The sequence below is a fragment of the Methylobacterium sp. Leaf469 genome, from assembly GCF_001424745.1.
Lineage (GTDB): Bacteria > Pseudomonadota > Alphaproteobacteria > Rhizobiales > Beijerinckiaceae > Methylobacterium.
Genome location: NZ_LMRE01000001.1, coordinates 194,566 through 217,035, shown reverse-complemented (window position 1 = coordinate 217,035; position 22,470 = coordinate 194,566). Strand labels below are relative to the sequence as shown.

General features: G+C 68.5%; 20 protein-coding genes and 1 other RNA gene. 9 read left to right on the top strand and 12 right to left on the bottom strand.

Going from position 1 to position 22,470, the window contains the following annotated elements:
• The first annotated feature begins 6 nt into the window (after nucleotides 1-6).
• The 5 genes from rpmI (at nucleotide 7) to ASG60_RS00925 (ending at nucleotide 5,310) form a co-directional block, all read left to right on the top strand.
• Nucleotides 7-210, top strand: coding sequence for a 50S ribosomal protein L35 (rpmI, locus tag ASG60_RS00945; RefSeq protein ID WP_018044555.1), 204 nt, complete (start codon nucleotides 7-9; stop codon nucleotides 208-210).
• Between the two features lie 48 nt (nucleotides 211-258).
• Nucleotides 259-633, top strand: a complete 375-nt coding sequence (rplT, locus tag ASG60_RS00940) for a 50S ribosomal protein L20 (protein WP_056087037.1) — start codon at nucleotides 259-261, stop codon at nucleotides 631-633.
• Nucleotides 634-832: 199 nt separating this feature from the next.
• Nucleotides 833-1,915, top strand: a complete 1,083-nt coding sequence (pheS, locus tag ASG60_RS00935) for a phenylalanine--tRNA ligase subunit alpha (RefSeq protein WP_056171831.1) — start codon at nucleotides 833-835, stop codon at nucleotides 1,913-1,915.
• 107 nt (nucleotides 1,916-2,022) lie between these two features.
• Nucleotides 2,023-4,446 carry a phenylalanine--tRNA ligase subunit beta gene (gene pheT / locus ASG60_RS00930; protein ID WP_056383996.1) on the top strand — a complete coding sequence of 808 codons (2,424 nt, stop codon included), beginning with the start codon at nucleotides 2,023-2,025 and terminating at the stop codon, nucleotides 4,444-4,446.
• A gap of 24 nt (nucleotides 4,447-4,470) precedes the next feature.
• A complete protein-coding gene (locus ASG60_RS00925; RefSeq protein WP_156368803.1) occupies nucleotides 4,471-5,310 on the top strand; it encodes a DUF1186 domain-containing protein in 840 nt (279 codons plus the stop codon).
• A 4-nt stretch (nucleotides 5,311-5,314) separates the two neighbouring features.
• Here the strand turns inward: ASG60_RS00925 and moeB are convergent, their stop codons facing one another.
• The gene (moeB, locus tag ASG60_RS00920) at nucleotides 5,315-6,091 is read right to left on the bottom strand and encodes a molybdopterin-synthase adenylyltransferase MoeB (protein ID WP_056383993.1); all 777 of its coding nucleotides are present in this window, start codon (nucleotides 6,089-6,091) and stop codon (nucleotides 5,315-5,317) included.
• 112 nt (nucleotides 6,092-6,203) lie between these two features.
• On the opposite strand from moeB, the gene dapE reads away from it, so the two are divergent.
• A complete protein-coding gene (gene dapE / locus ASG60_RS00915; protein WP_056383992.1) occupies nucleotides 6,204-7,391 on the top strand; it encodes a succinyl-diaminopimelate desuccinylase in 1,188 nt (395 codons plus the stop codon).
• A gap of 9 nt (nucleotides 7,392-7,400) precedes the next feature.
• Here the strand turns inward: dapE and ASG60_RS00910 are convergent, their stop codons facing one another.
• The 5 genes from ASG60_RS00910 to recR all read right to left on the bottom strand — a co-directional run bounded on the left by ASG60_RS00910 (nucleotide 7,401) and on the right by recR (nucleotide 11,806).
• On the bottom strand, nucleotides 7,401-8,774 hold the full coding sequence (locus tag ASG60_RS00910) for a hypothetical protein (protein ID WP_156398747.1): 1,374 nt from the start codon (nucleotides 8,772-8,774) through the stop codon (nucleotides 7,401-7,403).
• 80 nt (nucleotides 8,775-8,854) lie between these two features.
• Nucleotides 8,855-9,634, bottom strand: coding sequence for a tRNA pseudouridine(38-40) synthase TruA (truA, locus tag ASG60_RS00905; protein WP_056383988.1), 780 nt, complete (start codon nucleotides 9,632-9,634; stop codon nucleotides 8,855-8,857).
• Nucleotides 9,634-10,566: a methionyl-tRNA formyltransferase gene (gene fmt, locus ASG60_RS00900; protein WP_056383986.1), complete on the bottom strand. Its 933-nt coding sequence runs from the start codon at nucleotides 10,564-10,566 to the stop codon at nucleotides 9,634-9,636. The genes truA and fmt overlap by 1 nt, the downstream gene beginning before the upstream one ends.
• A 22-nt stretch (nucleotides 10,567-10,588) precedes the next feature.
• Nucleotides 10,589-11,104 carry a peptide deformylase gene (gene def, locus ASG60_RS00895; protein WP_056171816.1) on the bottom strand — a complete coding sequence of 172 codons (516 nt, stop codon included), beginning with the start codon at nucleotides 11,102-11,104 and terminating at the stop codon, nucleotides 10,589-10,591.
• Between the two features lie 96 nt (nucleotides 11,105-11,200).
• Complete coding sequence (gene recR, locus ASG60_RS00890) at nucleotides 11,201-11,806, bottom strand: recombination mediator RecR (RefSeq protein WP_056171814.1); 606 nt, start codon at nucleotides 11,804-11,806, stop codon at nucleotides 11,201-11,203.
• A 340-nt stretch (nucleotides 11,807-12,146) separates the two neighbouring features.
• On the opposite strand from recR, the gene ASG60_RS00885 reads away from it, so the two are divergent.
• Complete coding sequence (locus ASG60_RS00885) at nucleotides 12,147-13,766, top strand: phosphoenolpyruvate carboxykinase (protein WP_056383984.1); 1,620 nt, start codon at nucleotides 12,147-12,149, stop codon at nucleotides 13,764-13,766.
• A gap of 42 nt (nucleotides 13,767-13,808) precedes the next feature.
• Here the strand turns inward: ASG60_RS00885 and ASG60_RS00880 are convergent, their stop codons facing one another.
• From ASG60_RS00880 to ffs, 3 genes are all read right to left on the bottom strand, one after another.
• Nucleotides 13,809-14,129, bottom strand: a complete 321-nt coding sequence (locus ASG60_RS00880) for a YbaB/EbfC family nucleoid-associated protein (RefSeq protein ID WP_056171811.1) — start codon at nucleotides 14,127-14,129, stop codon at nucleotides 13,809-13,811.
• Nucleotides 14,130-14,198: 69 nt separating this feature from the next.
• Nucleotides 14,199-16,091, bottom strand: a complete 1,893-nt coding sequence (locus ASG60_RS00875; protein WP_056383982.1) for a DNA polymerase III subunit gamma/tau — start codon at nucleotides 16,089-16,091, stop codon at nucleotides 14,199-14,201.
• Between the two features lie 67 nt (nucleotides 16,092-16,158).
• Nucleotides 16,159-16,255: signal recognition particle sRNA small type (gene ffs / locus ASG60_RS21690), an RNA gene on the bottom strand.
• Nucleotides 16,256-16,327: 72 nt separating this feature from the next.
• On the opposite strand from ffs, the gene ASG60_RS00870 reads away from it, so the two are divergent.
• Nucleotides 16,328-16,801 (top strand): DUF5991 domain-containing protein, encoded by a 474-nt coding sequence (locus ASG60_RS00870; RefSeq protein WP_056383980.1) that lies wholly within the window; start codon nucleotides 16,328-16,330, stop codon nucleotides 16,799-16,801.
• Between the two features lie 30 nt (nucleotides 16,802-16,831).
• Here the strand turns inward: ASG60_RS00870 and ASG60_RS00865 are convergent, their stop codons facing one another.
• Nucleotides 16,832-17,095, bottom strand: a complete 264-nt coding sequence (locus tag ASG60_RS00865; protein ID WP_056171805.1) for a PepSY domain-containing protein — start codon at nucleotides 17,093-17,095, stop codon at nucleotides 16,832-16,834.
• A gap of 155 nt (nucleotides 17,096-17,250) precedes the next feature.
• Here ASG60_RS00865 and ASG60_RS00860 point away from each other — a divergent pair, with 155 nt between their 5' ends.
• Entirely contained in the window at nucleotides 17,251-18,786 is a 1,536-nt protein-coding gene (locus ASG60_RS00860; RefSeq protein ID WP_056171803.1) for a YifB family Mg chelatase-like AAA ATPase, read from the top strand.
• Between the two features lies 1 nt (nucleotide 18,787).
• Here the strand turns inward: ASG60_RS00860 and ASG60_RS00855 are convergent, their stop codons facing one another.
• Together ASG60_RS00855 and scpA are read right to left on the bottom strand one after the other, a co-directional pair.
• The gene (locus ASG60_RS00855; RefSeq protein ID WP_056383978.1) at nucleotides 18,788-20,221 is read right to left on the bottom strand and encodes a mannose-1-phosphate guanylyltransferase/mannose-6-phosphate isomerase; all 1,434 of its coding nucleotides are present in this window, start codon (nucleotides 20,219-20,221) and stop codon (nucleotides 18,788-18,790) included.
• A 57-nt stretch (nucleotides 20,222-20,278) separates the two neighbouring features.
• A complete protein-coding gene (gene scpA, locus ASG60_RS00850) occupies nucleotides 20,279-22,444 on the bottom strand; it encodes a methylmalonyl-CoA mutase (protein ID WP_056384276.1) in 2,166 nt (721 codons plus the stop codon).
• Between the last annotated feature and the right edge of the window lie 26 nt (nucleotides 22,445-22,470).

The window sequence follows — 22,470 nt, the reverse complement described above, 5'->3', positions numbered from 1 at the left end:
AGCCAAATGCCCAAGCTGAAAACCAAGTCGGGCGCGAAGAAGCGCTTCAAGATCACCGGCACCGGCAAGGTCATGTACGCCCAGGCCGGTAAGCGCCACGGGATGATCAAGCGGACGACGAAGCAGATCCGCAACCTGCGCGGCACCACCACCCTGTTCGAGGGCGATGCCGCCAACGTGAAGAAGTATTTTTTGCCGAACAGCCGGTAAGCCTTCTTTCACCCGCCGAACTGCTTTTTCTGATCCAGGAGACTCCATATGGCCCGCGTCAAGCGCGGCGTGACCAGTCACGCGAAGCACAAGAAAGTCCTCAAGGCCGCCCGTGGTTATTACGGTCGCCGCAAGAATACGATCCGGATCGCCAAGCAGGCGGTCGAGAAGGGCATGCAGTATGCCTACCGCGATCGTAAGAACAAGAAGCGCACGTTCCGCGCCCTCTGGATCCAGCGTCTCAACGCCGCCGTTCGTGAGCATGGCCTGACCTATTCGCGCTTCATCAACGCGCTGTCCAAGTCCGGCATCGAGGTGGACCGCAAGGCCCTGTCCGAGCTCGCCATCCATGAGCCGGCCACTTTCGCCGCCGTGGTCGAGAAGGCCAAGGCCTCCCTGCAGGACGTCGCCAAGGCGGCTTGAACCTTCTTCGTTCGGCCTTCGCGTCGGACTCTGTAGAAAAGGCGCGGCCCCGCACGGGCGCCGCGCCTTTTCGTTTTTACTGGGCGCGCCGGGTTTTCCAGGGCGCGATGGCTTGCCAAGGCGGCCTCGACCCGCAAAACCCTCGCGCCATGATCGCCCGACCATCCTGTGGTCGAGCCGCAGCCGGTGAGTTGAACCGATGACCGATCTCGACACCCTCGAAGGTGACCTCCTCGCAGAAGTCGCCGCCGCGTCCGATGAGGCCGCCCTCGACGCCGTACGCGTGGCGGCGCTGGGGAAGAAGGGCTCGGTCTCCGAACTGCTCAAGACCCTGGGCGCCATGACGCCCGACGAGCGCAAGGCGCGCGGGCCCCTCATCAACGGGTTGCGCGATCGCGTGCAGGGCGCGTTGGGCGCTCGTCGCGAAGCCCTCGGCGAAGCGGCGCTCACCGCACGCCTCGCCGCCGAGCGCATCGACGTGACCCTGCCCGTGCGCGAGGCGCCGGAGGCGCGCGGCCGCATTCATCCCATCAGCCAAGTCATGGACGAGATCGCGGCGATCTTCGCCGATATGGGGTTCTCCGTCGCCGAAGGGCCCGACATCGAGACCGACGACTACAACTTCACGGCTCTCAACTTCCCGCCCGGCCACCCGGCGCGCGAGATGCACGACACCTTCTTCCTTGCCCCCGACCGCAACGGCCAGCGCAAGGTGCTGCGCACCCACACCTCGCCGGTGCAGATCCGCACCATGCGGTCGAAAGCGCCGCCGATCCGAGTGATCTGCCCGGGACGGACCTACCGTCACGATTCCGACCAGACCCACACGCCGATGTTCCATCAGGTCGAGGGTCTCGTCATCGACAAGGCGGCCAACATCGCCAACCTCAAATGGGTTCTCGAGGAGTTCTGCCGGACCTTCTTCGAGGTCGACGCCGTGAAGATGCGGTTCCGTCCGTCGTTCTTTCCCTTCACCGAGCCCTCGGCCGAGGTCGACATCCAGTGCTCGCGCAAGGGTGGCGAGATCCGCTTCGGCGAGGGCACGGATTGGCTCGAGATCCTCGGCTGCGGGATGGTCCATCCCAACGTCCTGCGCAATTGCGGCCTCGACCCCGACAGCGTCCAGGGCTTCGCCTTCGGCATGGGCATCGATCGTATCGCCATGCTCAAGTACGGCATGCCGGACCTGCGCCCATTCTTCGAGGCGGATGTCCGTTGGCTCGATCATTACGGTTTCCGGCCGCTGGATATCCCGAGCCTGGTCGCCGGGCTGACCGGCTGATGTGATGTCGCGAAGGTCCGGGCGCTTCCCGGATCGTCCTTCTCAACCCTGATGGGTGCCGGATCGCCAGTCGCTGGCCGATCGGAGAGCGCCGACGGACGCAAGTCATGAAATTCACCCTCTCCTGGCTCAAGGATCACCTCGACGCTGAGGCCTCCCTCGACACGATCTCCGAGACGCTCACGCGCATCGGGCTCGAGGTCGAAGGCATCGAGGACAAGGCCGCGAGCCTGAAACCCTACGTGATCGCCCACGTGCTCACGGCCGAGCAGCACCCCAACGCCGACCGCCTGCGCGTCTGCTCCGTGGATGCGGGCGACGGGGAGCCGGTACAGGTGGTCTGCGGTGCGCCGAATGCGCGCGCCGGCATGAAGACCGTGTTCGCCCCCCCCGGCACCTACGTGCCCGGCAAGGCCATCACCCTGTCGGTGGGCACCATCCGCGGCGTCGAGAGCCGGGGCATGCTGTGCTCGGGCGCCGAACTCGGCCTCGGCGACGACCACGACGGCATCCTCGATCTGCCGGAGGACGCGCCCACGGGGCAGACCTACGCGGTCTATGCCGGCCTCGACGATCCGATCATCGAGATCAACCTGACGCCGAACCGCGCCGACTGCACCTCGATCCACGGCATCGCCCGCGATCTCGCCGCCACCGGCCTCGGTGGCCTCAAGCACACGCCCCAGCCGCCCGTACGGGGGGAGGGGGCCTGCCCGGTTCCCGTCACCCTCGACTTCGAGCCGGCCGACCGCGGCCTGTGCCCCTACTTCACCCTGCGCCGCGTGAGCGGCATCACGAATGGCCCCTCGCCGGATTGGATGCAGGCCCGCCTGCGCGCCATCGGCCTGCGCCCGATCAACGCCCTCGTCGACATCACCAACTATCTCACGTTCGACCGGGGCCGGCCGCTGCACGTCTTCGACGCCGCCAAGGTGGCGGGCGGCCTCACCGTGCGCCGCGCCCGCGATGGCGAGGCCCTGAAGGCGCTCGACGGCAAGACCTACGCGCTGACGGACGACACGGTGGTCATCGCCGACGACAACGGTGTCGAATCCATCGGCGGCATCATCGGTGGGGTGGCGTCCGGATGCGACGCCGGCACCACCGATGTCCTCATCGAATCCGCCTTGTGGGACCCGGTGAACATCGCCCAGAGCGGCCGGCGCCTCGGAATCATCACCGATGCGCGCTACCGCTTCGAGCGCGGCGTCGACCCGGCCTTCACCCTGCCGGGCCTCGATCTCGCCACCCGCCTCGTCCTCGAGATCTGCGGCGGCACCCCGAGCCAGCCCGTGATCGTCGGCGAGCCGCCCGAGACCGAGCGGGTCATCGATTTCCCCTGGACCGAGACCCGGCGCCTGGCCGGCCTCGAACTGTCGCGCGCCGAGATGAAGGTGACCCTGGAAGCCTTGGGCTTCCACGTCGCCGGCAGCGGCGACCGGGTGAAGGTGCTCACCCCGTCCTGGCGCGCCGACGTCGAGGGCAAGGCCGATCTCGTCGAGGAGATCATCCGCATCGCCGGTCTCGATCGCATCGAGCCGAAACCTCTTGCGCGCATCGAGGCCCAGGTCGGTAAGTCCGTGCTCACGGTGATCCAGAAGCGCACGCGGCTCGCCAAGCGCGCACTCGCCGCGCGCGGCCTCGTCGAGGCCGTGACGTGGTCGTTCATTCCCCATGACGACGCCGTGCTGTTCGGCGGCGGCCGGGCGGATCTGGTGCTGGCCAATCCCATTGCGGCTGACCTATCCGATATGCGCCCGAGCCTCGTGCCCGGCCTGCTGCGCGCCGCCCAGCGCAATGCCGACCGGGGGCTCTCCGACGTCGCCCTGTTCGAGGTCGGTCAGTGCTTCGAGAACGATCAGCCGGAAGGTCAGACCGCACGCGCTACAGCGATCCGCCGTGCCACCGCCGGCCATCTCGGCGGTGGCCGCCACTGGGACGGCGCCGCTGCCCCCGTGGATGCGTTCGACGCCAAGGCCGATGCCCTGGCGCTGCTCGCCGCCTTCGGCATTCCCACGGGTGGCCTGCAGGTGGTCGCCGGCGGGCCGAACTGGCTGCATCCCGGCCGCTCGGGTACCCTCCAGTTCGGGCCGAAGAACCCCGTGGGGTATTTCGGTGAGATCCACCCGCGCGTGATGAAGGCGCTGGACCTCAAGGGCCAGATCGTCGCCTTCGAAATCACCCTCGATGGCGTGCCGTTGCCGAAGTATCGCCCGACCAAGGTGAAGCCGGCCCTGGCCCTCTCCGACTTCCAGCCGGTCTCGCGCGACTTCGCCTTCGTGGTGCCCCGCGACGTGGCGGCGGGCGACGTGGTGAAGGCGGCGCAAGGGGCCGAGCGCAAGCTCATCGCCGGCATCGACGTGTTCGACATCTACGAGGGCGTCGGCGTTCCCGAGGGGGCGAAGTCGGTGGCCATCGCCGTTCGGCTCCAGCCCGTCGAACGCACCCTGACCGACGCGGAGATCGAGGCGGTGACGGCCAAGATCATCGCCGAGGTCGGCCGCAAGACCGGCGCGACCCTGCGCGCCTGAACCCCGGAAGAACGGAGCCTCGCCATGATCGACCGTGCCCTCGTCGATGCCCTCTCGGCGGCCGAGTACCTGCCGGCCGCCGAACTTCGGCGCGCGGTCGAAACACCGGAGGCCATCGCCGACGAGGTGCTGCGCGTGCTGGCCGGGCCTGCGGACGGTGCCGAGGTGTCGGAGGCCGACGCCAACCTGCTGTTCTACGGTCTCCACGTCCTCGCGGCCGCCCGCGACACCCGTGTGTTCGCCCCCCTGGTGCGCCTGCTGCATCAGGACGGGGATACCCTCGACGCCCTGCTGGGCGACGCGGTGACGACGACGCTGGCCCGTATCCTCGTCAGCGTCTTCGACGGGGAGGTGGCGCCGCTGCACCGCCTCATCCTCGACAGCACCCTCGACGATTTCGTCCGTAACGAGGCCCTCGCGGCCCTGACCTTCCTGACCCAGACCGGCCACGTCGACCGTCAGGCGACCCACGACCTCCTCGTGCGCTTCGACGACAAGCGCGTCGCCGTCGAGGGTGATATCGGCTGGGTCGGTTGGGAGGAGACCATCGCGCTGCTGGGGTTTCGCGACCTGGCGCCCCGCTCGGCGGCCGCGCGCAAGGATGGCCGTCTCACCGATGAATTCAGCGACGCGCCGTGGTTCCGCACCACCCTGCGTCAGGCCGAGGCCAAGCCGGACGACCTCGCCCGCTTCGATCCGCGCCGCTACGGCACCATCGACGATCCCGTCGCGGACCTCGCCTGGACGGCCGAGGATGCCGGCCAACCCGTGCGCAATCCGTTCAAGGATGTCGGGCGCAACGATCCGTGCCCGTGCGGCAGCGGCAAGAAGTTCAAGAAGTGCTGCCTCGACAAGGCAGCCTGACGGCTCACCGCGCCGCGCCGCTGAGCGGGTTCGCGTCGTCCCAGGCATAATCCAGGGTTTCGAACCGCATCGAGCGGGCATCGACCATGAGCAGGCGCCCGACCAGGGGCTCGCCGAAATCCGTCACAGCGCGGATGACCTCCAAGGCCATGAGCGAGCCCATGATTCCGGCGAGCGCCCCGAGCACCCCTGCCTCGGCGCAGGCCGGCACGGAGCCGGGTGGCGGGGGGCTCGGGAAAAGGCAGCGATAGGTCGGATTCGGCCGCCCGTCCGCCCCGGTCTCGTGGGCCCGGATGGTCGTCAGCGACCCGTCGAACTGCCCGAGCGCCGCCGTCACCAGGGGGCGCTTGCCGTGGAAACACGCATCCGAGACGGCGTAGCGCGTCGCGAAATTGTCCGAGCCGTCGGCGACGAGATCGTAGTCCGCGACAAGTTCCACCGCGTTCTCTGCCGTCAGCCGGAAGGGGTGGGCCTCGATGGCGACGTGCGGGTTGAGGCGACCCACGGCGTCCGTGGCGCTCTCGACCTTCGGCCGGCCGATATCGGGCGTGCCGTGGATCACCTGCCGCTGCAGGTTCGACAGGGAGACGATGTCGTCGTCGATGATCCCGATGGTGCCGATGCCGGCGGCCGCGAGGTACTGGATCAGGGGCGCGCCGAGGCCGCCGGCCCCCACCACGAGGATGCGCGCCGCCTTGAGGCGGGCCTGTCCCGGGCCGCCGACCTCGCGCAGGACGAGGTGACGGGCGTAGCGTTCGACTTCATCGGATGACAGGGCCATGACCGGGAGATAACGCCCGCGAGGGCGCATCGGAAGCCCCGCGATTTGCGCGGGCACCGGCGGGCGCCTATGGCCGTGGCGATAGTCGCCGAGACCCCGCGAGATTCTGGCCGTGTCCGATTCCCTCGACCGTTCGCCGCTCACATTGGCCCAGGCCCTGATCCGCTGCCCCTCGGTGACGCCGGAGGAGGGCGGCGCCCTCGCTTGGCTCGGCGAAGTTCTAGAATCGGCCGGCTTCACGGTCCACCGGCCGCGCTTCTCCGAACCCGGCACGCCCGATATCGACAATCTCTACGCCCGCATCGGCACCGGCGCACCCTATCTGCTGTTTGCCGGCCACACCGACGTGGTGCCGACGGGCGATGTCGCCGCCTGGCGCCACGGGCCGTTCGCCGGAACGGTGGCCGACGGCCTCCTCTACGGGCGCGGCGCCGTCGACATGAAGGGCGGCATCGCCTGCATGCTCGCCGCCGCCCTCGATTATCTCGACGCGGTCGGGCCGGGCTTCTCGGGCTCCCTCGGTTTCCTCATCACCGGCGACGAGGAGGGCCCGGCCGTCAACGGCACGGTGAAGCTGCTCGAATGGGCGCGCGCGCGCGGCGAGCGCTTCGATCACTGCCTGCTCGGCGAGCCGACGAACCCCGAACGTCTCGGCGACATGATCAAGATCGGACGGCGTGGCTCCCTCACCGGCAAGCTCACGGTCCATGGCCGCCAAGGCCACGTCGCCTATCCGCACCGGGCCGAGAATCCCATCCCCGGCATGCTGCGCCTCGCGGATGCGCTCCTGGCCGAGCCCCTCGACGGCGGCACCCGGCATTTCGATGCGTCAAACCTCGAATTCACCACCCTCGATGTCGGCAATCCGGCAACGAACGTGATCCCGGCGGAGGCGCGGGCGACCTTCAACATCCGCTTCAACGAGGGCTGGACCGCCGAGACCCTCGGCGCCGAAGTCCGTGCACGCCTGGAGCGGGCGGCCGGGAACAGCGTACGCTACAGTCTCGACCTGCAGCCCTCGAATTCCCCCGCCTTCCTCACGGAGCCCGACGCCTTCACCAGCCTCGTCTCCGCCGCCATCGAGACGGAGACCGGTCGAGTGCCGAAGCTCTCGACCACGGGCGGCACCTCGGATGCCCGTTTCATCAAGGATGCCTGCCCGGTCATCGAGTTCGGCCTCGTCGGCGAGACCATGCATCAGACCGACGAGTGCGTGGCGGTGGCCGACCTGAACCGGCTCACCGCGATCTACACGCGGGTGCTCGCGGCGTATTTCGCCGCCGCGGCGCCGTCGGCTTGACCGTTCGCGTCAGGCGGCTCGGCGCTTGAGACTTCGGCAGAGCCAGCCGTGTCCGGACCGGTAGCGACACCGATAGTTGACGCGGCTCGACCGAAATCGCCGGCTGCTCGCGCCCAGGCGATCACCCACGGCGATGTAGATCTGCCGCAGGCGCTGGACGTGGGGATCGTCGAGGCGCAATTCGATGCTGGCCCGGACCATGGCCACCGCAGCCGGCCGATCGGCAATCTCCCTCGGGACCAGTCCCTCGCCCAGGATGACCCGTCCGACTTCGAGGAGAAGGGCTTCGCTCGCACCCTCGCCCGAAGCGGCGAGGCGCTCGAGGTCGAACAGGGTCCGAACGCCCAGGGGCCATAACCGGATCACGCGATCACGCCCGACCGAGCAACAGAGTTGCGCCTGGGCGACCCAGTCCATGATCTGATAGACCCCATAGGGTGTCTCCACGAACAGCATCAACGGGTTGGCCGCGGCGAGGTTCTGCGTGGAGTGGATATGATAATCCTCGAGCCGGATGCGGATATCGCTGTCGATGCCGTCGATGATCTCCACGGGCGTGATCTTGAACGCCTCGAACACCTCCTCCTCCCGCTTGAAGTTCCGTAGTTTGTCGCGCTGGATGATGCTCCGCAGGACGACCTCCGGCATCACGCCCGCGATGAAGCTGGCGGCGACCACCAGCGCGATGACGGATGGCGCGGTCAGGGTCGCCTCGTTCGTCACCAGGGCTTGAACCGCCTCAGTGCCGATCCAGAAGAGGCCGACGACGAGTACCGGGGCGAGCACCGCGCTCAAAAGCATCCGGATCGTCTCACCGACGAGGGTTCCGGGGCTGAGATCGAAGTTCTTGATCGCTCGGTAGAGATTGCGAAGGGCGGTGATGTAGCTGCCGGCGAACGCTGCGCACAGGCCAAGCAGCCACACCATCCCGATGCCGTCGAGCGTAGGGTAAGTCACCCCCGGCCAGCGGAACGCCGCCGCATCGCTTCCCGCAGGCGCCAAAAGCGAAACGAGGAGCGACAGAGCGTAGAACATCGCCAGCCCCGACAGGACGCTGAACGGGATGCTGCCGATAAGCCAGGAGAGCGTTGCGTAGTCTTCCTTCCGACGCGGGAAGTCTTGGGCTGCCGTGCCAGGCTGCATCGGAGTGACGACGGGCACTGAGCGGCGCTTGGCGCCGACGAAATACTTGTACTTCACAAATTCGAAGGATGGGATCAGGGAGGGGCTCGACCGGTCGGCGATCTCGAAAACCAGGGCGAGATCCTTGATGGTCTCCTGCCGCTGGCGTTTGATGGCCTCTCGGATCGCAATGAAGATCAGGGGTGAAAGGACCGCGAAGGCGGAGGCAACGACGATGATGACCCGCAGGGGTGTTTCCATGGCGATAATCCCGAGCTCCTCACGATGATCGGAGAGGTTGCGCATTTGGACGCAGAGCCGGGCATAAATTCAACCTCAGATTAAACTTTAATGTGAATCAGCGGTTCATTTAGGTAATCCACCCCCACCAGCGTCAGGCCACACGACGGGGCTAGAGGGCCGCAACGACTGCGGTCCCGGCTCGCCAGGATCCCTGCGACATCGTCGGCCGTGATCTTGCCGGAGCCTGCGAGCACCAGGGTGCCGACGAGCCCCCGGACCTGGTGGTGCAGGAACGAGCGCGCCGACGCCGCCACCACGATCTCGTCGAAGTGACCCATGCTCACCATCGCGACGTCGAGCTGTTCCAGGGTGCGGATCGGGCTCTTGGCCTGGCATTCGGCGGCCCGGAAGGCCGTGAAGTCGTGGCAACCCAGGAGCGGGCGCGCGGCGGCCTGCATCAGCGGGACATCGAGGGGCCACGGCACCTGCCAGACCTGTCCGCGCGTCAGGGCCGCCGGGCTGCGGCGGTTGAGGATGCGGTAGCGATAGTGCCGGCGGAACGCGGAATGGCGGGCGTTGAAGTCCGGGGCAACGCGCTCGGCACTCAGGATCGAGACCGGATGCGGGCGCAGATGCGCGTTCAGGGCGTCGCGCACCACATCCGTGCGCCAAGCCTTGGTGAGGTCGAGATGCGCTACCTGATGCGTGGCGTGAACCCCCGTATCGGTGCGGCCGGCGCAGGTGAGGCCGGCGGTCTCGCCGGAAAAGCGTTTCACCGCCGCCTCGATGGCGCCTTGCACGGAGGGCTGCGCCGTCTGGCGCTGCCAGCCGCAGAACGGCGTGCCGTCGTACTCGATGACGAGCTTGTAGCGCGGCATCAGGCGCCGAGGGACGAGCCGGGCACCAAGCGGGCGCCCCGCATGAACTCCGGCCCGGTCGCGACGCCGCCCTTGCCGGCGCGGCGCAGGGCCGTGAGGCGGACGGCGCCCGTACCGCAGGCAAGGGTGCAGGCTTCGTCGAGGATCGTGCCGGGGTCGCCCTTGGCCTCCATCGCGAGGGCGCCCAGCACCTTCACCCGCTCCGGACCCTTGCCGAGATCGGCCTCGAAGAAGGCGCCTGGGAAGGGGGCCAGTCCGTTGACGTGGTTGGCGACCTCAGGGGCCGGGCGGGTCCAGTCGATGCGCGCCTCGTCGTTGGTGATCTTGTGGGCGTAGACGATGCCCTCAGTCGCCTGCGGTGTGAACGTGAGGGCGCCGTGCTCCAGTTCGGCGAGGGCGCAGGCCATCAGGTCGGCGCCGAGCGGCATGAGCGCGTCGTGCAGGGCACCGGCGCTCATGCCGTGCGTGATCGGCAGGCGCGCCTCCAGGCCGACCGGGCCGGTGTCGAGGCCGGCTTCCATCCGCATCACGCCGACGCCGCTCATCGCGTCGCCCGCCATCACGGCGCGCTGGATCGGAGCGGCGCCGCGCCAGCGCGGCAGCAGGGAGCCGTGGAGATTGAGGCAGCCGTGGCGCGGCAGGTCGAGGATCGCCTGGGGCAGCAGCATCCCGTAGGCCACCACCACGGCGACATCGGCCGCGTGCGCCCGAAAGGTCTCGACGGCTTCCGCATTCTTCAGGGTCGTGGGCGTCAGCACGGGCACGCCGAGGGCTTCGGCCATCACGTGGACCGGGGATGCCTTCAGGGCCATGCCGCGCCCGGCTTTGGCCGGCGCGCGCGTGTAGACGGCGACGAGGGTGTGGCCGTCAGCATGAAGGCGTGCCAGCGTCGGCACGGCGAAATCCGGCGTGCCCATGAACACGACGCGCATCGGGCTTTTTCCTAACGTGGGATCACGCGGCGTCGCGCTTGGCCGCCTTGGCGAACTTCTTCACCACCCGGTCGCGCTTCAGCTTCGACAGGTGGTCGATGAACAGCACGCCGTCGAGGTGGTCGATCTCGTGCTGGATGCAGGTGGCGAGCAAGCCGTCGGTCTCGATCTCCTGCGTCGCGCCATCGAGGCCGCGGAACCGCACGCGGACCCGGTCCGGCCGTTCGACCTCGCCATAATAATCCGGGATCGAGAGGCAGCCCTCGTCGTAGACCCGCTTCTCCTCCGAGCCCCAGACGATCTCGGGATCGAGAAAGACCTGCGGCCGGCGGTCGTCCTCGTCCTTCGACGTGTCGATGGTGACGACGCGCTTCGCCACCCCGATCTGGATCGCCGCGAGGCCGACGCCCGGAGCGTCGTACATCGTCTCCAGCATATCGGCGACCAGGGTACGGATCTCGTCCGTCACGGGGCCGACGGGCTCGGAGACCTTGCGCAGGATCGGGTCGGGCAGGATGACGAGCGGACGGATGGTCATGGCGTGATGGGGTTCGGCTGTGGGGATCGCGGCGCCGCGATCCCCAGCAGATAAGGTCGTGCCGATGAGCGGTCAAATGACCCGTGCGTCCGCCCGTCAGAAGGGTGTGCGGCTGCGGATGGCGGCCGTCAGCGTGCCCTCGTCGAGGTAGTCGAGTTCGCCGCCCACCGGCACACCGTGGGCGAGGCGGGTGATCTTCAGTCCATGGACCTTCAGCGATTCGGTGACGTAATGCGCCGTGGTCTGACCGTCGACCGTGGCGTTCAGCGCTAGGATGATCTCGCGCATGGCCGGGTCGCCGGCGCGCGCCACGAGGCTGTCGAGGTTGAGGTGCTCCGGCCGCACGCCGTCGAGCGCCGACAGTACGCCGCCGAGCACGTGGTAACGGGCCGTCACCGCGCCCGAGCGCTCCAGAGCCCAGAGGTCTGAGACGTCCTCCACCACCACGAGGGTCGAGGGGTCGCGGCTCTCGTCGCGGCAGATGGTGCAGGGCTCGGCGGTATCGACGTTGCCGCAGGCGCTGCACACGACGATGCGCTCCGAGGCGACCCGCATGGCGTCGGCCAAGGGAGCGAGCAGGGTTTCCCGCTTCTTGATGAGCTGTAGGGCCGCGCGCCGGGCCGAGCGCGGGCCGAGGCCCGGCATGCGGGCGAGGAGCTGGATCAGGCGCTCGATCTCGGGACCGGCGACGGCTTGGGGCATGAACGGTCCGTCTGGGCTCGTGCGGATGGCCCGAGGCCACCACATGGTTCAAGCGGGATAGCGGGTGAGGCGTACCCGGCGAAAGCAGGAATTCTCCACACATAGGGTCGCGCCGCTCCGGTTTCGCCCCCGCAGGCCTACGCCCGCGCGGGATACGGAGAATTCAAATTTCTTTTTCCATTGTCGCAAACGTGATTTGTCGGCAAGATTTGAGGAACCGAGCACAAACGGTGACTCGTGGGGCGGCGAACCTGCGCGCGGCGGACCTGAACGACCGCGCGGACGCCCCACACACGAGTCCGGCCCGGCGGAGCGATCAGGGGCCCGAGGAGGAACGCGCATGACCAACATCGGACTTTTCAATTCGGGCCACGGCGCGGAGGCCATCGGCCTGCGCCAGCTGAAAGCCGTGCATTGGAATCTCGAAGCTCCGCGGCTCTACGAAGAGGCGCTGCGCCGCAACGAGGCGGAACTCGCGCAGGGCGGCGCCCTGGTGGCGACCACGGGAAGCCACACGGGGCGCTCGCCGAAGGACAAGTTCGTGGTGCGGGACGAGGCCACCGAGAACGAGGTCTGGTGGGAGAACAACGGCGCGATCACGCCCGAGCAGTTCGAGACGCTCTATCAGGATTTCCTCGGCCATGCCGAGGGTCGCGAACTGTTCGCCCAGGATCTCCATGGCGGCGCCGACCCGTGCCACAGGGTCAAGGCCCGGGTGTTCACCGAGCTCGCCTGGCACTCCCTGTTCATCCGCAACCTGCTGATCCGGCCCGAGCGCGAGACCCTGTCGGATTTCGTGCCGGAACTGACGATCATCGATCTGCCGAGCTTCGAGGCTCAGCCGCATCGCCACGGCTGCCGCTCGAAGACGGTCATCGCCATCGATTTCTCGCGACGCCTCGTGCTCATCGGCGGGTCGGCCTACGCCGGCGAGATGAAGAAGTCGGTCTTCACCTACCTCAATTACCGGCTGCCCAAGGTCGGGGTGATGCCGATGCACTGCTCGGCCAACGTGGCCCTCGACGAGGCCGGCCAGTCGGCCCTGTTCTTCGGCCTGTCGGGCACGGGCAAGACGACCCTCTCCAACGACTCCTCGCGCATGCTGCTCGGCGACGACGAGCACGGCTGGAGCCCGGATGGGATCTTCAACTTCGAGGGCGGCTGTTACGCCAAGACCATCCGCCTCTCCCGGAACGCCGAACCCGAGATCTACGCCACCACCGAGCGCTTCGGCACGGTGATGGAGAACGTGGTCATCGATCCCGAAACCCGGGTGCCCGATTTCGACGACGCCTCCCGCACGGAGAACACCCGCTGCGCCTATCCCCTCGACTTCATCGCCAATGCGAGCACCACGGGACGCGCTGCGCACCCGAAGAACATCGTCATGCTCACCTGCGATGCGTTCGGGGTGATGCCGCCCATCGCACGGCTCACGGGGGCAGAGGCGATGTACCACTTCCTCTCGGGCTACACCGCCAAGGTCGCGGGCACCGAACGCGGCCTGACGGCCCCGGAGGCGACGTTCTCGACTTGCTTCGGGGCGCCGTTCATGCCGCGTCACCCGAGCGTCTACGGCAATCTGCTGCGCGACCTCATCGCGAAGCACGCGGTCGACTGCTGGCTCGTGAACACCGGGTGGACCGGGGGTGGTGTCGGCACGGGCCGACGCATGCCGATCCGCGTCACGCGCCGCCTGCTCACGGCAGCCTTGGACGGATCCCTGTCCCAGGTCGAATTCCGGCGCGATCCGTATTTCGGGTTCCAGGTGCCGGTCTCGGTGCCGGGCGTCGAGGCGCAGGTGCTGTCACCCGTGGAAACCTGGACCAACAAGGTCGCTTTCGCCGAAACGGCGACGCGCCTCGTCGCCATGTTCCAGGAGAACTTCAAGCGCTTCGCCGAACACGTCGACGCCGACGTGCGGGCGGCCGAGCCGTCCGCTCAGGCGATCGCAGCCTGATTTCTCGAAGGGGGCGACCTGCGGGTCGCCCCCTTCGAGCCCCTAAAAGAGTTTCAGGCCGGGCGGCAGGGGCAGGCCCTTGGTCAGCTCGCCCATGCGCTCGGCGGCGACCTGCTCGGCCTTGCCCCGGGCGTCGTTCATGGCGGCGACGATGAGATCCTCCAGGATCTCGCGCTCATCCGGGTTCATCAGGGTCGGATCGAGCTGCACGCCCTTCACCTGTCCCTTGGCCGTCATGGTCACCCGTACGGCGCCGCCGCCGGAGGCGCCCGATACCTCGACGGTGTCGAGTTCACCCTGCAGGGCGGCCATCTTCTCCTGCATGGCCTGCGCCTGCTTCATCATGCCCATGAGGTCGCGCATGCTCGTAATGTCCTTCGGCTGTATCGGGTGGGGCGTTCGGCCTGATCTGGGGACGGAGCGGCGCCGGCGCTATGCCTCGCCGTCCGTGTCTTCGGTCTCGGCCTCGCCCGTCGGCGGAGCCTCGACCGCAATCTCAGGGGTCTTGTCGCGCACGTCGACGATCTGGGCACCGGGGAAGCCCGCCATCACCGCACGCACGAGGGGATGGGCGGCGGCGCTCTGATGACGGGTTTCCGTCGCGGCCCGTGCCGTGGCGTCGAGGGTCGGCTCGCCGGCCTCTTTCGACAAGGCGACGATCCAGCGCCGGCCCGTCCACAGGTCGAGGGCCTTGGCGAGGTCGTTGGCGATGGTCTGGCGCCCGCCCTCCGCGAGACGGAACTCGATGCGTCCCTCCTCGAAGCGCACGAGATGGACCTCGCGCTCCAGGGCCATCTTCAGGCCGATGTCGCGCTTGGTGTCGGCCAGCGCGACGACGTCTGCAAAGCGCGTCAGCCGTGGGCCTTCTGGTTCGGGGGAGGGGGCTTGGCTCGGTGCGGGCGCCTGGCTCGGAATGGGCGAGGGCGCGACCATCGATAGGGCCGGACGGCCACCGCCGCCGGCCACCATGGACAGGGCCGGGCGCGGCGGCGGCTCGGACGAGAAGGTCGGGATCGGCGGCAGGGCCGGGCGTCCCTGCGCCGTGACGGGTGCGGAACTGGCGTGGGTGTCAGCCGGTGTCCGGGCCGGAGCCGCCAGGGCCTCGCCCTTGAACTGACGCAGGGCTTCGTCGGGGGTCGGCAGATCGGCCGCGTAGGCGAGGCGCACCAGGGCCATCTCGGCGGCGGCCAGCGGCCGCGTCGCAGTCTGTACTTCCGGAATCGCCTTGAGGAGGATCTGCCACGCCCGCGATAGCACCCGGACGGAGAGCTTGCCCGCGAATTCGCCGCCGCGCGACCGCTCCGCCTCGCTCAGGGTCGGATCGGCCGCGGCCTCCTCCGGTACCAGCTTCAGGCGGGTGACGAGGTGGGTGAAGCTCGCGAGATCCGACAGGATCACGGCGGGGTCGGCGCCCGCCTCGTACTGGCCGCGCACCTCGGAAAAGCTCGCCGGAATGTCGCCGCGCATCACCGCCTCGAACAGGTCGACGATACGGCCCCGGTCGGCCAGACCCAGCATGTCCCGTACGCCCTGGGCACTCACGTGTCCGGCGCCGTGCGCGATGGCCTGATCGAGGAGCGAGAGGGCGTCCCGCACCGAGCCCTCCGCCGCCCGCGTGATCGCGGACAGTGCCTCGGCATCGGCCTCGACACGCTCGGCGGCGCAGATCCCGGCCAGATGCGACACCAGGGTGTCGGCCTCGACACGGCGGAGATCGAAGCGCTGGCAGCGCGACAGGATCGTCACCGGGACCTTGCGGATCTCGGTGGTGGCGAACACGAACTTTGCGTGAGGTGGTGGCTCCTCCAAGGTCTTCAGGAAGGCGTTGAACGCCTTCTCGGAGAGCATGTGGACCTCGTCGACGATGTAGACCTTGTAGCGGGCCGAGACGGGTGAATAGCGGATGCCGTCGATGATCCCGCGCACGTCGTCGATGCCCGTGTGCGAGGCGGCGTCCATCTCCAGCACGTCCATGTGCCGGGATTCCATGATCGCCTGGCAGTGGCGCCCGAGTTCGGGCATCGCGATGGTGGGACCGGTGTCGGGATGGCCGTCGCGGACGTAGTTCAGGCCCCGCGCCAGGATGCGGGCCGTGGTGGTCTTGCCGACGCCGCGCACGCCCGTCAGCATCCACGCCTGGGGGATGCGGTTGGCCGCGAAGGCGTTGGCCAGGGTCCGCACCATGGCGCCCTGTCCGATGAGGTCGTCAAAGTTCTGGGGGCGATACTTGCGGGCGAGCACCCGATAGGGCGTCGCGGACGCTTGCGGCTCGGGAAAACCCGGAAGGCCGGGGGCGTCGCTCGGAGTGCCGGAGGTCGCGTCCATGCCGCCTTCGCGTGGGTTGGCGCCGCCCTGGTCGGAGGGATGCCGCCACGCGGGCTATAGATCGAAAGGTGGGAGGCTGGACGAAGACCCGCTCGGTCTCGTTAGGGCTGCTTCCTTCCGGACCTGACCCGGTTGGCGAGTGAAACGTCCCTCGCCAACCTCCCGTGCGCTATATGGCCGGGGCCGGCGGCGGATGCAAGCGGCCGGACCGCAGCAGTGACACGGGAGAGCGAGGCATGGCTTCATTTCGGGCGCGGGCGCTCCACACCGCCTTGATCCTATCGGCCAGTTTCATTGCGCTGGGGACCACGGTGTCGGGGCAGGCCCCCGCTCAACCCTGGGCCGGACACTACGCCTTCGTACACGATGGCGGCCGCACGGCCGGTGGTTCTCCCATCGTCGTCACGTATCGCCTCGACATCGCGTCGGGCCGGGGAAACCGCGACTGTCTTCTCAGGATCGAAGGGTTTCAGACCGACGAGACCATCGTCTGCAAACTCGATGGCGACGCGACCTCGGTCGCGGTGAAATTCCACACCTACGGCGATGGGCGGCTCGTGAACGCCTACGGCACGAAGCTCTACGAGATCGGAAAGACGCTGTTCGCCCTACGCCAGACCGGACCGGTGGTTCTCACGGAGTGGCAAGCTCTGGGTCCGGACGGCGTCCGCCGGGGCACGGCGGGCACCGCGTTCGAACGGCAGCGGTGATCCTCTCGGGAGCGACCGCTGCCGTTCGCCTTACTCGGGCTTGCGCTTCACGATCGCAAAGGTCTTCGGGTCGAGCTTGAGGTCGAACTGCTTGCCGTTGGCGTCGATGGCGTCGTCCACCTCGATCTCGTCGCTCTCGACTTCGATCTTCTTCCACTTGGTGAAGCCCGCCTCCTTCAGCACGGCGTCGATCCGGGTCAGCTCGGCGGCGGTGGGCTCGCGGTCCGCGCGGGCCGCACCGGTAAGGGCGAGGCCGAGGGCGAGTGCGGCGAGGCCGGTGGTCTTGAACGACATGTGAACTCCTTAAAGACGGTCGAGGTGGGGTGCGAACGATGCACCGCATGATCCGGTTCCCGGTCCCTGCGAAGTCCTGCGTGCGCTAAGGTTGTTTCCGATCGAACTGCCGCCTACGCTTGTATCCGTCGAGCCGTCCCAAAGGGTTGAGAGCCATGGTCACCCGCGTCGCCACCGTCGCCTTCGAGGGAATCGAGGCGCGGGCCGTCGATGTGCAGGTCCAGATCGCGCCCGGCCTCGTGGCCTTCACGGTGGTGGGACTCGCCGACAAGGCCGTGGGAGAATCCCGCGAGCGGGTGCGCTCCGCCCTCATCGCCTCGGGGCTGGCGCTGCCGGCCAAGCGCATCACCGTCAACCTCGCGCCGGCCGATTTGCCCAAAGAGGGCTCCCATTACGATCTGCCCATCGCGCTCGCTGTCATGGCGGCCATCGGCGCCCTGCCGGCCGATGCCTTGGCCGGCTACTGCGTGCTCGGCGAACTGGCCCTCGACGGCACCATCACGGCGGTCTCCGGCGTGCTGCCCGCCGCAATGGCGGCCAATGCCCGCGGCCTCGGCCTCATCTGTCCGGCTGCCACCGGGCCGGAGGCGGCTTGGGCGGCGGGCGACATGGACGTACTGGCACCGCGCTCGCTCATCCAGCTCGCCAACCACTTCAAGGGCACGCAGGTGTTGGCTCGCCCCGAACCCGCCATCGCCGCGTCGGGCGGTCCACTGCCGGACCTGCGCGACATTAAGGGCCAGGAGGGTGCCAAGCGTGCCCTGGAAATCGCGGCGGCCGGATCGCACAATCTCGTGTTCAATGGCCCGCCCGGGGCCGGCAAGTCGATGCTGGCCGCCCGCCTGCCCTCGATCCTGCCGCCGCTCTCCCCGCGCGAACTCCTCGAAGTCTCCATGATCCAGTCCGTCGCCGGTGCCCTCAAGGATGGGGCGCTGTCGAACCGTCGGCCCTTCCGGCAGCCGCATCACTCCGCCTCGATGGCGGCTCTGGTCGGCGGCGGGATCAACGCCCGGCCGGGCGAGGCGTCGCTCGCCCATGGCGGCGTCCTGTTCCTCGACGAATTGCCAGAGTTCACCCCACAGGTGCTCGATTCCCTACGCCAGCCCATGGAGACGGGGGAGATCATGATCGCCCGCGCCAACCACAGGGTGACCTATCCGGCCCGCTTCCAGCTCGTGGCGGCCATGAACCCGTGCCGCTGCGGTCAAGCCCTCGAGCCGGGCTACGCCTGCCGCAAGGGTCCGAACGAGCGCTGCGTCGCGCAGTACGGTGCCCGCATCTCCGGGCCTCTCCTCGATCGCATCGATCTGCGCATCGAAGTCGCCGCCGTCACCGCCGCCGACCTCATCCTGCCGCCGCCGGCGGAAGGCTCGGCCGAGATGGCGGCCCGGGTCGCCGCCGCCCGCGCCCTGCAGACGGCACGTTACGCTGCCCGGGATCTCGGACCCAGCGTCACCAACGCCTCCTGCCCGGCCACGGTGATCGAAGCGGTGGCGGCGCCCGATGCGGAAGGGGCCGCCCTGATCCGGAGCGCGGCCGAATCCATGCGCCTCTCGGCCCGCGGCTTCCACCGCACCCTGCGGGTGGCACGCACGCTGGCCGACCTCGACGGCGAGGCCCAGGTCCGTCGCATCCACCTCGCCGAAGCCCTGTCCTACCGCGGCCGCGCCGATCGGCCGGTGGCGGCGTGACTCAGCGCCCGTAGATGTCCTCGACCCGGATGATGTCGTCCTCGCCCGTGTACGAGCCGACCTGGACCTCGATGAGTTCGAGGGCGATCCTGCCCGGGTTGGTAAGGCGGTGCATCGAGCCGATGGGCAGGTAGACCGCTTCGTTCTCGTGGACGAGGACCACCCGGTCGTCGACGGTGACTTCGGCGGTGCCCCGCACCACCACCCAGTGCTCGGCCCGGTGATAGTGCTTCTGCAAGGAGAGTCGGCCGCCCGGCGTCACCATGATGCGCTTCACCTGGAAGCGTTCGCCGATGTCGATGCGCTGGTACCAGCCCCAGGGGCGGTACATCCGCCGATGGGCGTCGGCTTCCGGATGGGCCTTCTCGCGAAGCTGGGCGACGAGGTCCTTGACCTGGCCGGAGCGGGCCTTCGAGGTCACCAGCACGGCGTCCGGAGTCGCCACCACCACCACATCGTCGAGGCCGACCACGGTGGTGAGGAGTTCGCCCTCGCTGTGGATCAGGCTACCGTGGGTGTCGATGGTCTCGACCCGGCCGCGCACGGCATTTCCCGACGCGTCGCGGGGCAGGACTTCCCACACGGCGTCCCAGGTGCCGACGTCCGACCACGGGAACGAGACCGGGAGCACGCCGGCCCGCTCGGTCCGCTCCATCACGGCGTAGTCGATGGAGGTCTTCGGAGCCCGCGAGAAGGCGGAGCCGTCGAGGCGCAGGAAGTCGAGGTCGACTTGCGCGGCGTCGAGGGCCGCCCGGGTCGCCGACAGGATCTCGGGCGCCCGCGCTTCGAGCTCGGCCAGCATCACGTCGGCGCGGAACAGGAAGTAGCCGGAGTTCCACAGGGCGCCCTCGCCGATGAGGCGCTCGGCCCCGTCGCGATCCGGCTTCTCGACGAAGCGCTCGACGGCGTAGGCGCCCGGCACCCCATCGAGGCCCGCTCCGCGCCGGATGTAGCCATAGGCGGTGGCCGGCCCCGTCGGTTCTATGCCGAGGGTCATGATCCGGCCGGCCCGTGCACCGATGGCGGCCGCCTGCGCGGCGGCGACGAAGGCCGGCGTATCGCCGATGACGTGATCGGCCGCCAGGATCAGAACGACGGCTTCCGGATCGCGGCGGGCCGCATGCAGGGCCGCGACCGCCACGGCTGCGGCCGAATCCCTGCGCTCGGGCTCCAGCACGATGTCGGCCCGCACGCCGGCCTGGAGCAGCTGCTCGGCGACGATGAACCGTGCCTCGGCGTTGCTGATGATCGTCGGGCGACCGAACACGGCGGGATCCAGCACACGGCGCGCCGTGTCCTGGAAGGTCGAGCTGTCGGCGTTCACCAGGGGGGTGAACTGCTTCGGCATGCTCTCGCGCGAGGCCGGCCACAGGCGCGTACCCGACCCACCGCACAGGATCACGGGGTGGATCAGTTCGGAACGTGCCTGTACCATGGTCGATCACTCACGCGAGGGGAGGGCCAGGGTCCAGCATGGACCGGGCCGCGTGGATCATTCCGCCGCTTGGCGCGCGGCGTAGCCCAGGCGGCCGTTCAACTCCTGGATGAGCTTGACCGCCGCCTCTGCGATGACGGTGCCGGGCGGGAAGATCGCCGAGGCGCCCGCTGCATGGAGGGCGGGGTAATCGCCCGGGGGAATGACGCCGCCGATGACGATCATCACGTCCTCGCGCCCCTGCGCGGTGAGCGCGGCCTTGAGTTCCGGCACCAGGGTGAGGTGGCCGGCGGCCAGCGACGAGACGCCGACGATGTGGACGTCGTTCTCAACCGCCTGCCGGGCGGCCTCGTCCGGGGTGGCGAAGAGCGGCCCGATATCGACGTCGAAGCCGAGATCGGCGAAGGCCGAGGCGATGACCTTCTGGCCGCGGTCGTGGCCGTCCTGTCCCATCTTGGCGACGAGGATGCGCGGACGGCGCCCGTCGTTTTCCTCGAACGCTTCCACGAGATGACGGACCGTCTCGACTGCCGGCGACATGCCACCCACCTCCCGCTTGTAGACGCCCGAAATCGAGCGGATCTCGGCCCGGTGCCGACCCCAGGCCTTCTCCAGGGCATCGGAAATCTCGCCCACGGTGGCCTTGGCCCGCGCCGCTTCGATGCCGAGTGCCAACAGGTTGCCTTCGCCCTGCGCCGCCTCGGTCAGTGCTGCGAGGGCCGCATCGACATCGGCTTGGCTGCGCTCGGCGCGCAGGCACTTGAGCTTGTCGATCTGCAGCATGCGGACGTTGCCGTTGTCGACGCGCATGAGCTCGATGGCGCGGTCGTCGTCCGGCTTGAACTTGTTGACGCCCACGATGGTCTGCCGGCCGGAATCGATCCGGGCCTGGGCGCGGGCGGCCGCCTCCTCGATGCGCAGCTTCGGGATGCCGGCCTCGATGGCTTTCGCCATGCCACCCAATTCCTCGACCTCGCGAAGATGCTCCCAGGCGCGGGCGACGATGTCCTGAGTCAGCTTCTCGACGTAGTAGGAGCCGCCCCACGGATCGACCACGCGCGTCGTGCCACTCTCCTGCTGCAGGAACAGCTGGGTGTTGCGGGCGATGCGGGCGGAGAAGTCTGTCGGCAGCGCCAGCGCCTCGTCCAACGCGTTGGTGTGAAGGGACTGGGTGCCGCCCTGCGTCGCCGCCATCGCCTCGATGCATGTGCGGGTGACGTTGTTGAACACGTCCTGCGCAGTCAGCGACCAGCCGCTCGTCTGCGAATGGGTGCGCAGCGGCAGGGACTTGTCGGTCTTCGGCTCGAATTCCTTGACGAGCTTGGCCCAGATCAGGCGCGCAGCCCGCATCTTGGCGATCTCCATGAAGAAGTTCGTCGAGATCGCCCAGAAGAACGACAGACGCGGGGCGAATTGATCGATGGTCAGGCCGGCGGCGAGGCCCGCCTTGATGTACTCGACGCCGTCGGCGAGCGTGTAGGCCAGTTCGAGGTCGTTCGTCGCCCCGGCTTCCTGCATGTGGTAGCCGGAAATCGAGATCGAATTGAACTTCGGCATGTTCTTCGACGTGTAGGCGAAGATGTCGCCGATGATCCGCATCGAACCCGCCGGCGGGTAGATGTAGGTGTTGCGGACCATGAACTCCTTGAGGATGTCGTTCTGGATCGTGCCCGCGAGCTTCTCCGGCGGCACGCCCTGCTCCTCGGCCGCCACGATGTAGAGGGCCAGGATCGGCAGCACGGCGCCGTTCATGGTCATCGAGACGGTCATCTCGTCGAGGGGAATGCCGGAGAACAGTGTCCGCATGTCGTAGATCGAGTCGATGGCGACGCCCGCCATGCCGACATCGCCCGACACCCGCGGGTGATCGGAATCGTAGCCCCGGTGGGTCGCGAGATCGAAGGCCACCGACAGGCCCTTCTGCCCAGCGGCGAGGTTGCGCCGGTAGAACGCGTTCGAATCCTCCGCCGTCGAGAATCCGGCGTATTGCCGGATCGTCCAGGGTTGGGTGACGTACATGGTCGGGTACGGCCCGCGCAGGAACGGCGCCACGCCCGGATACGTGTTCAGGAACTCGATGCCCTCGCGGTCCTCGGGTCCGTAGACGCCCTTCACCGGAATGCCCTCGGGGGTCATCCAGGGCTCGCCCATCGGCGGCACCGGGGCGGCAATGGCATCGGCCGCGTAGGCGACGGCGGTGAAATCGGGAATGCGGGAGGGCATGGATGCGTGCTCGTGCGGCGGCGTGT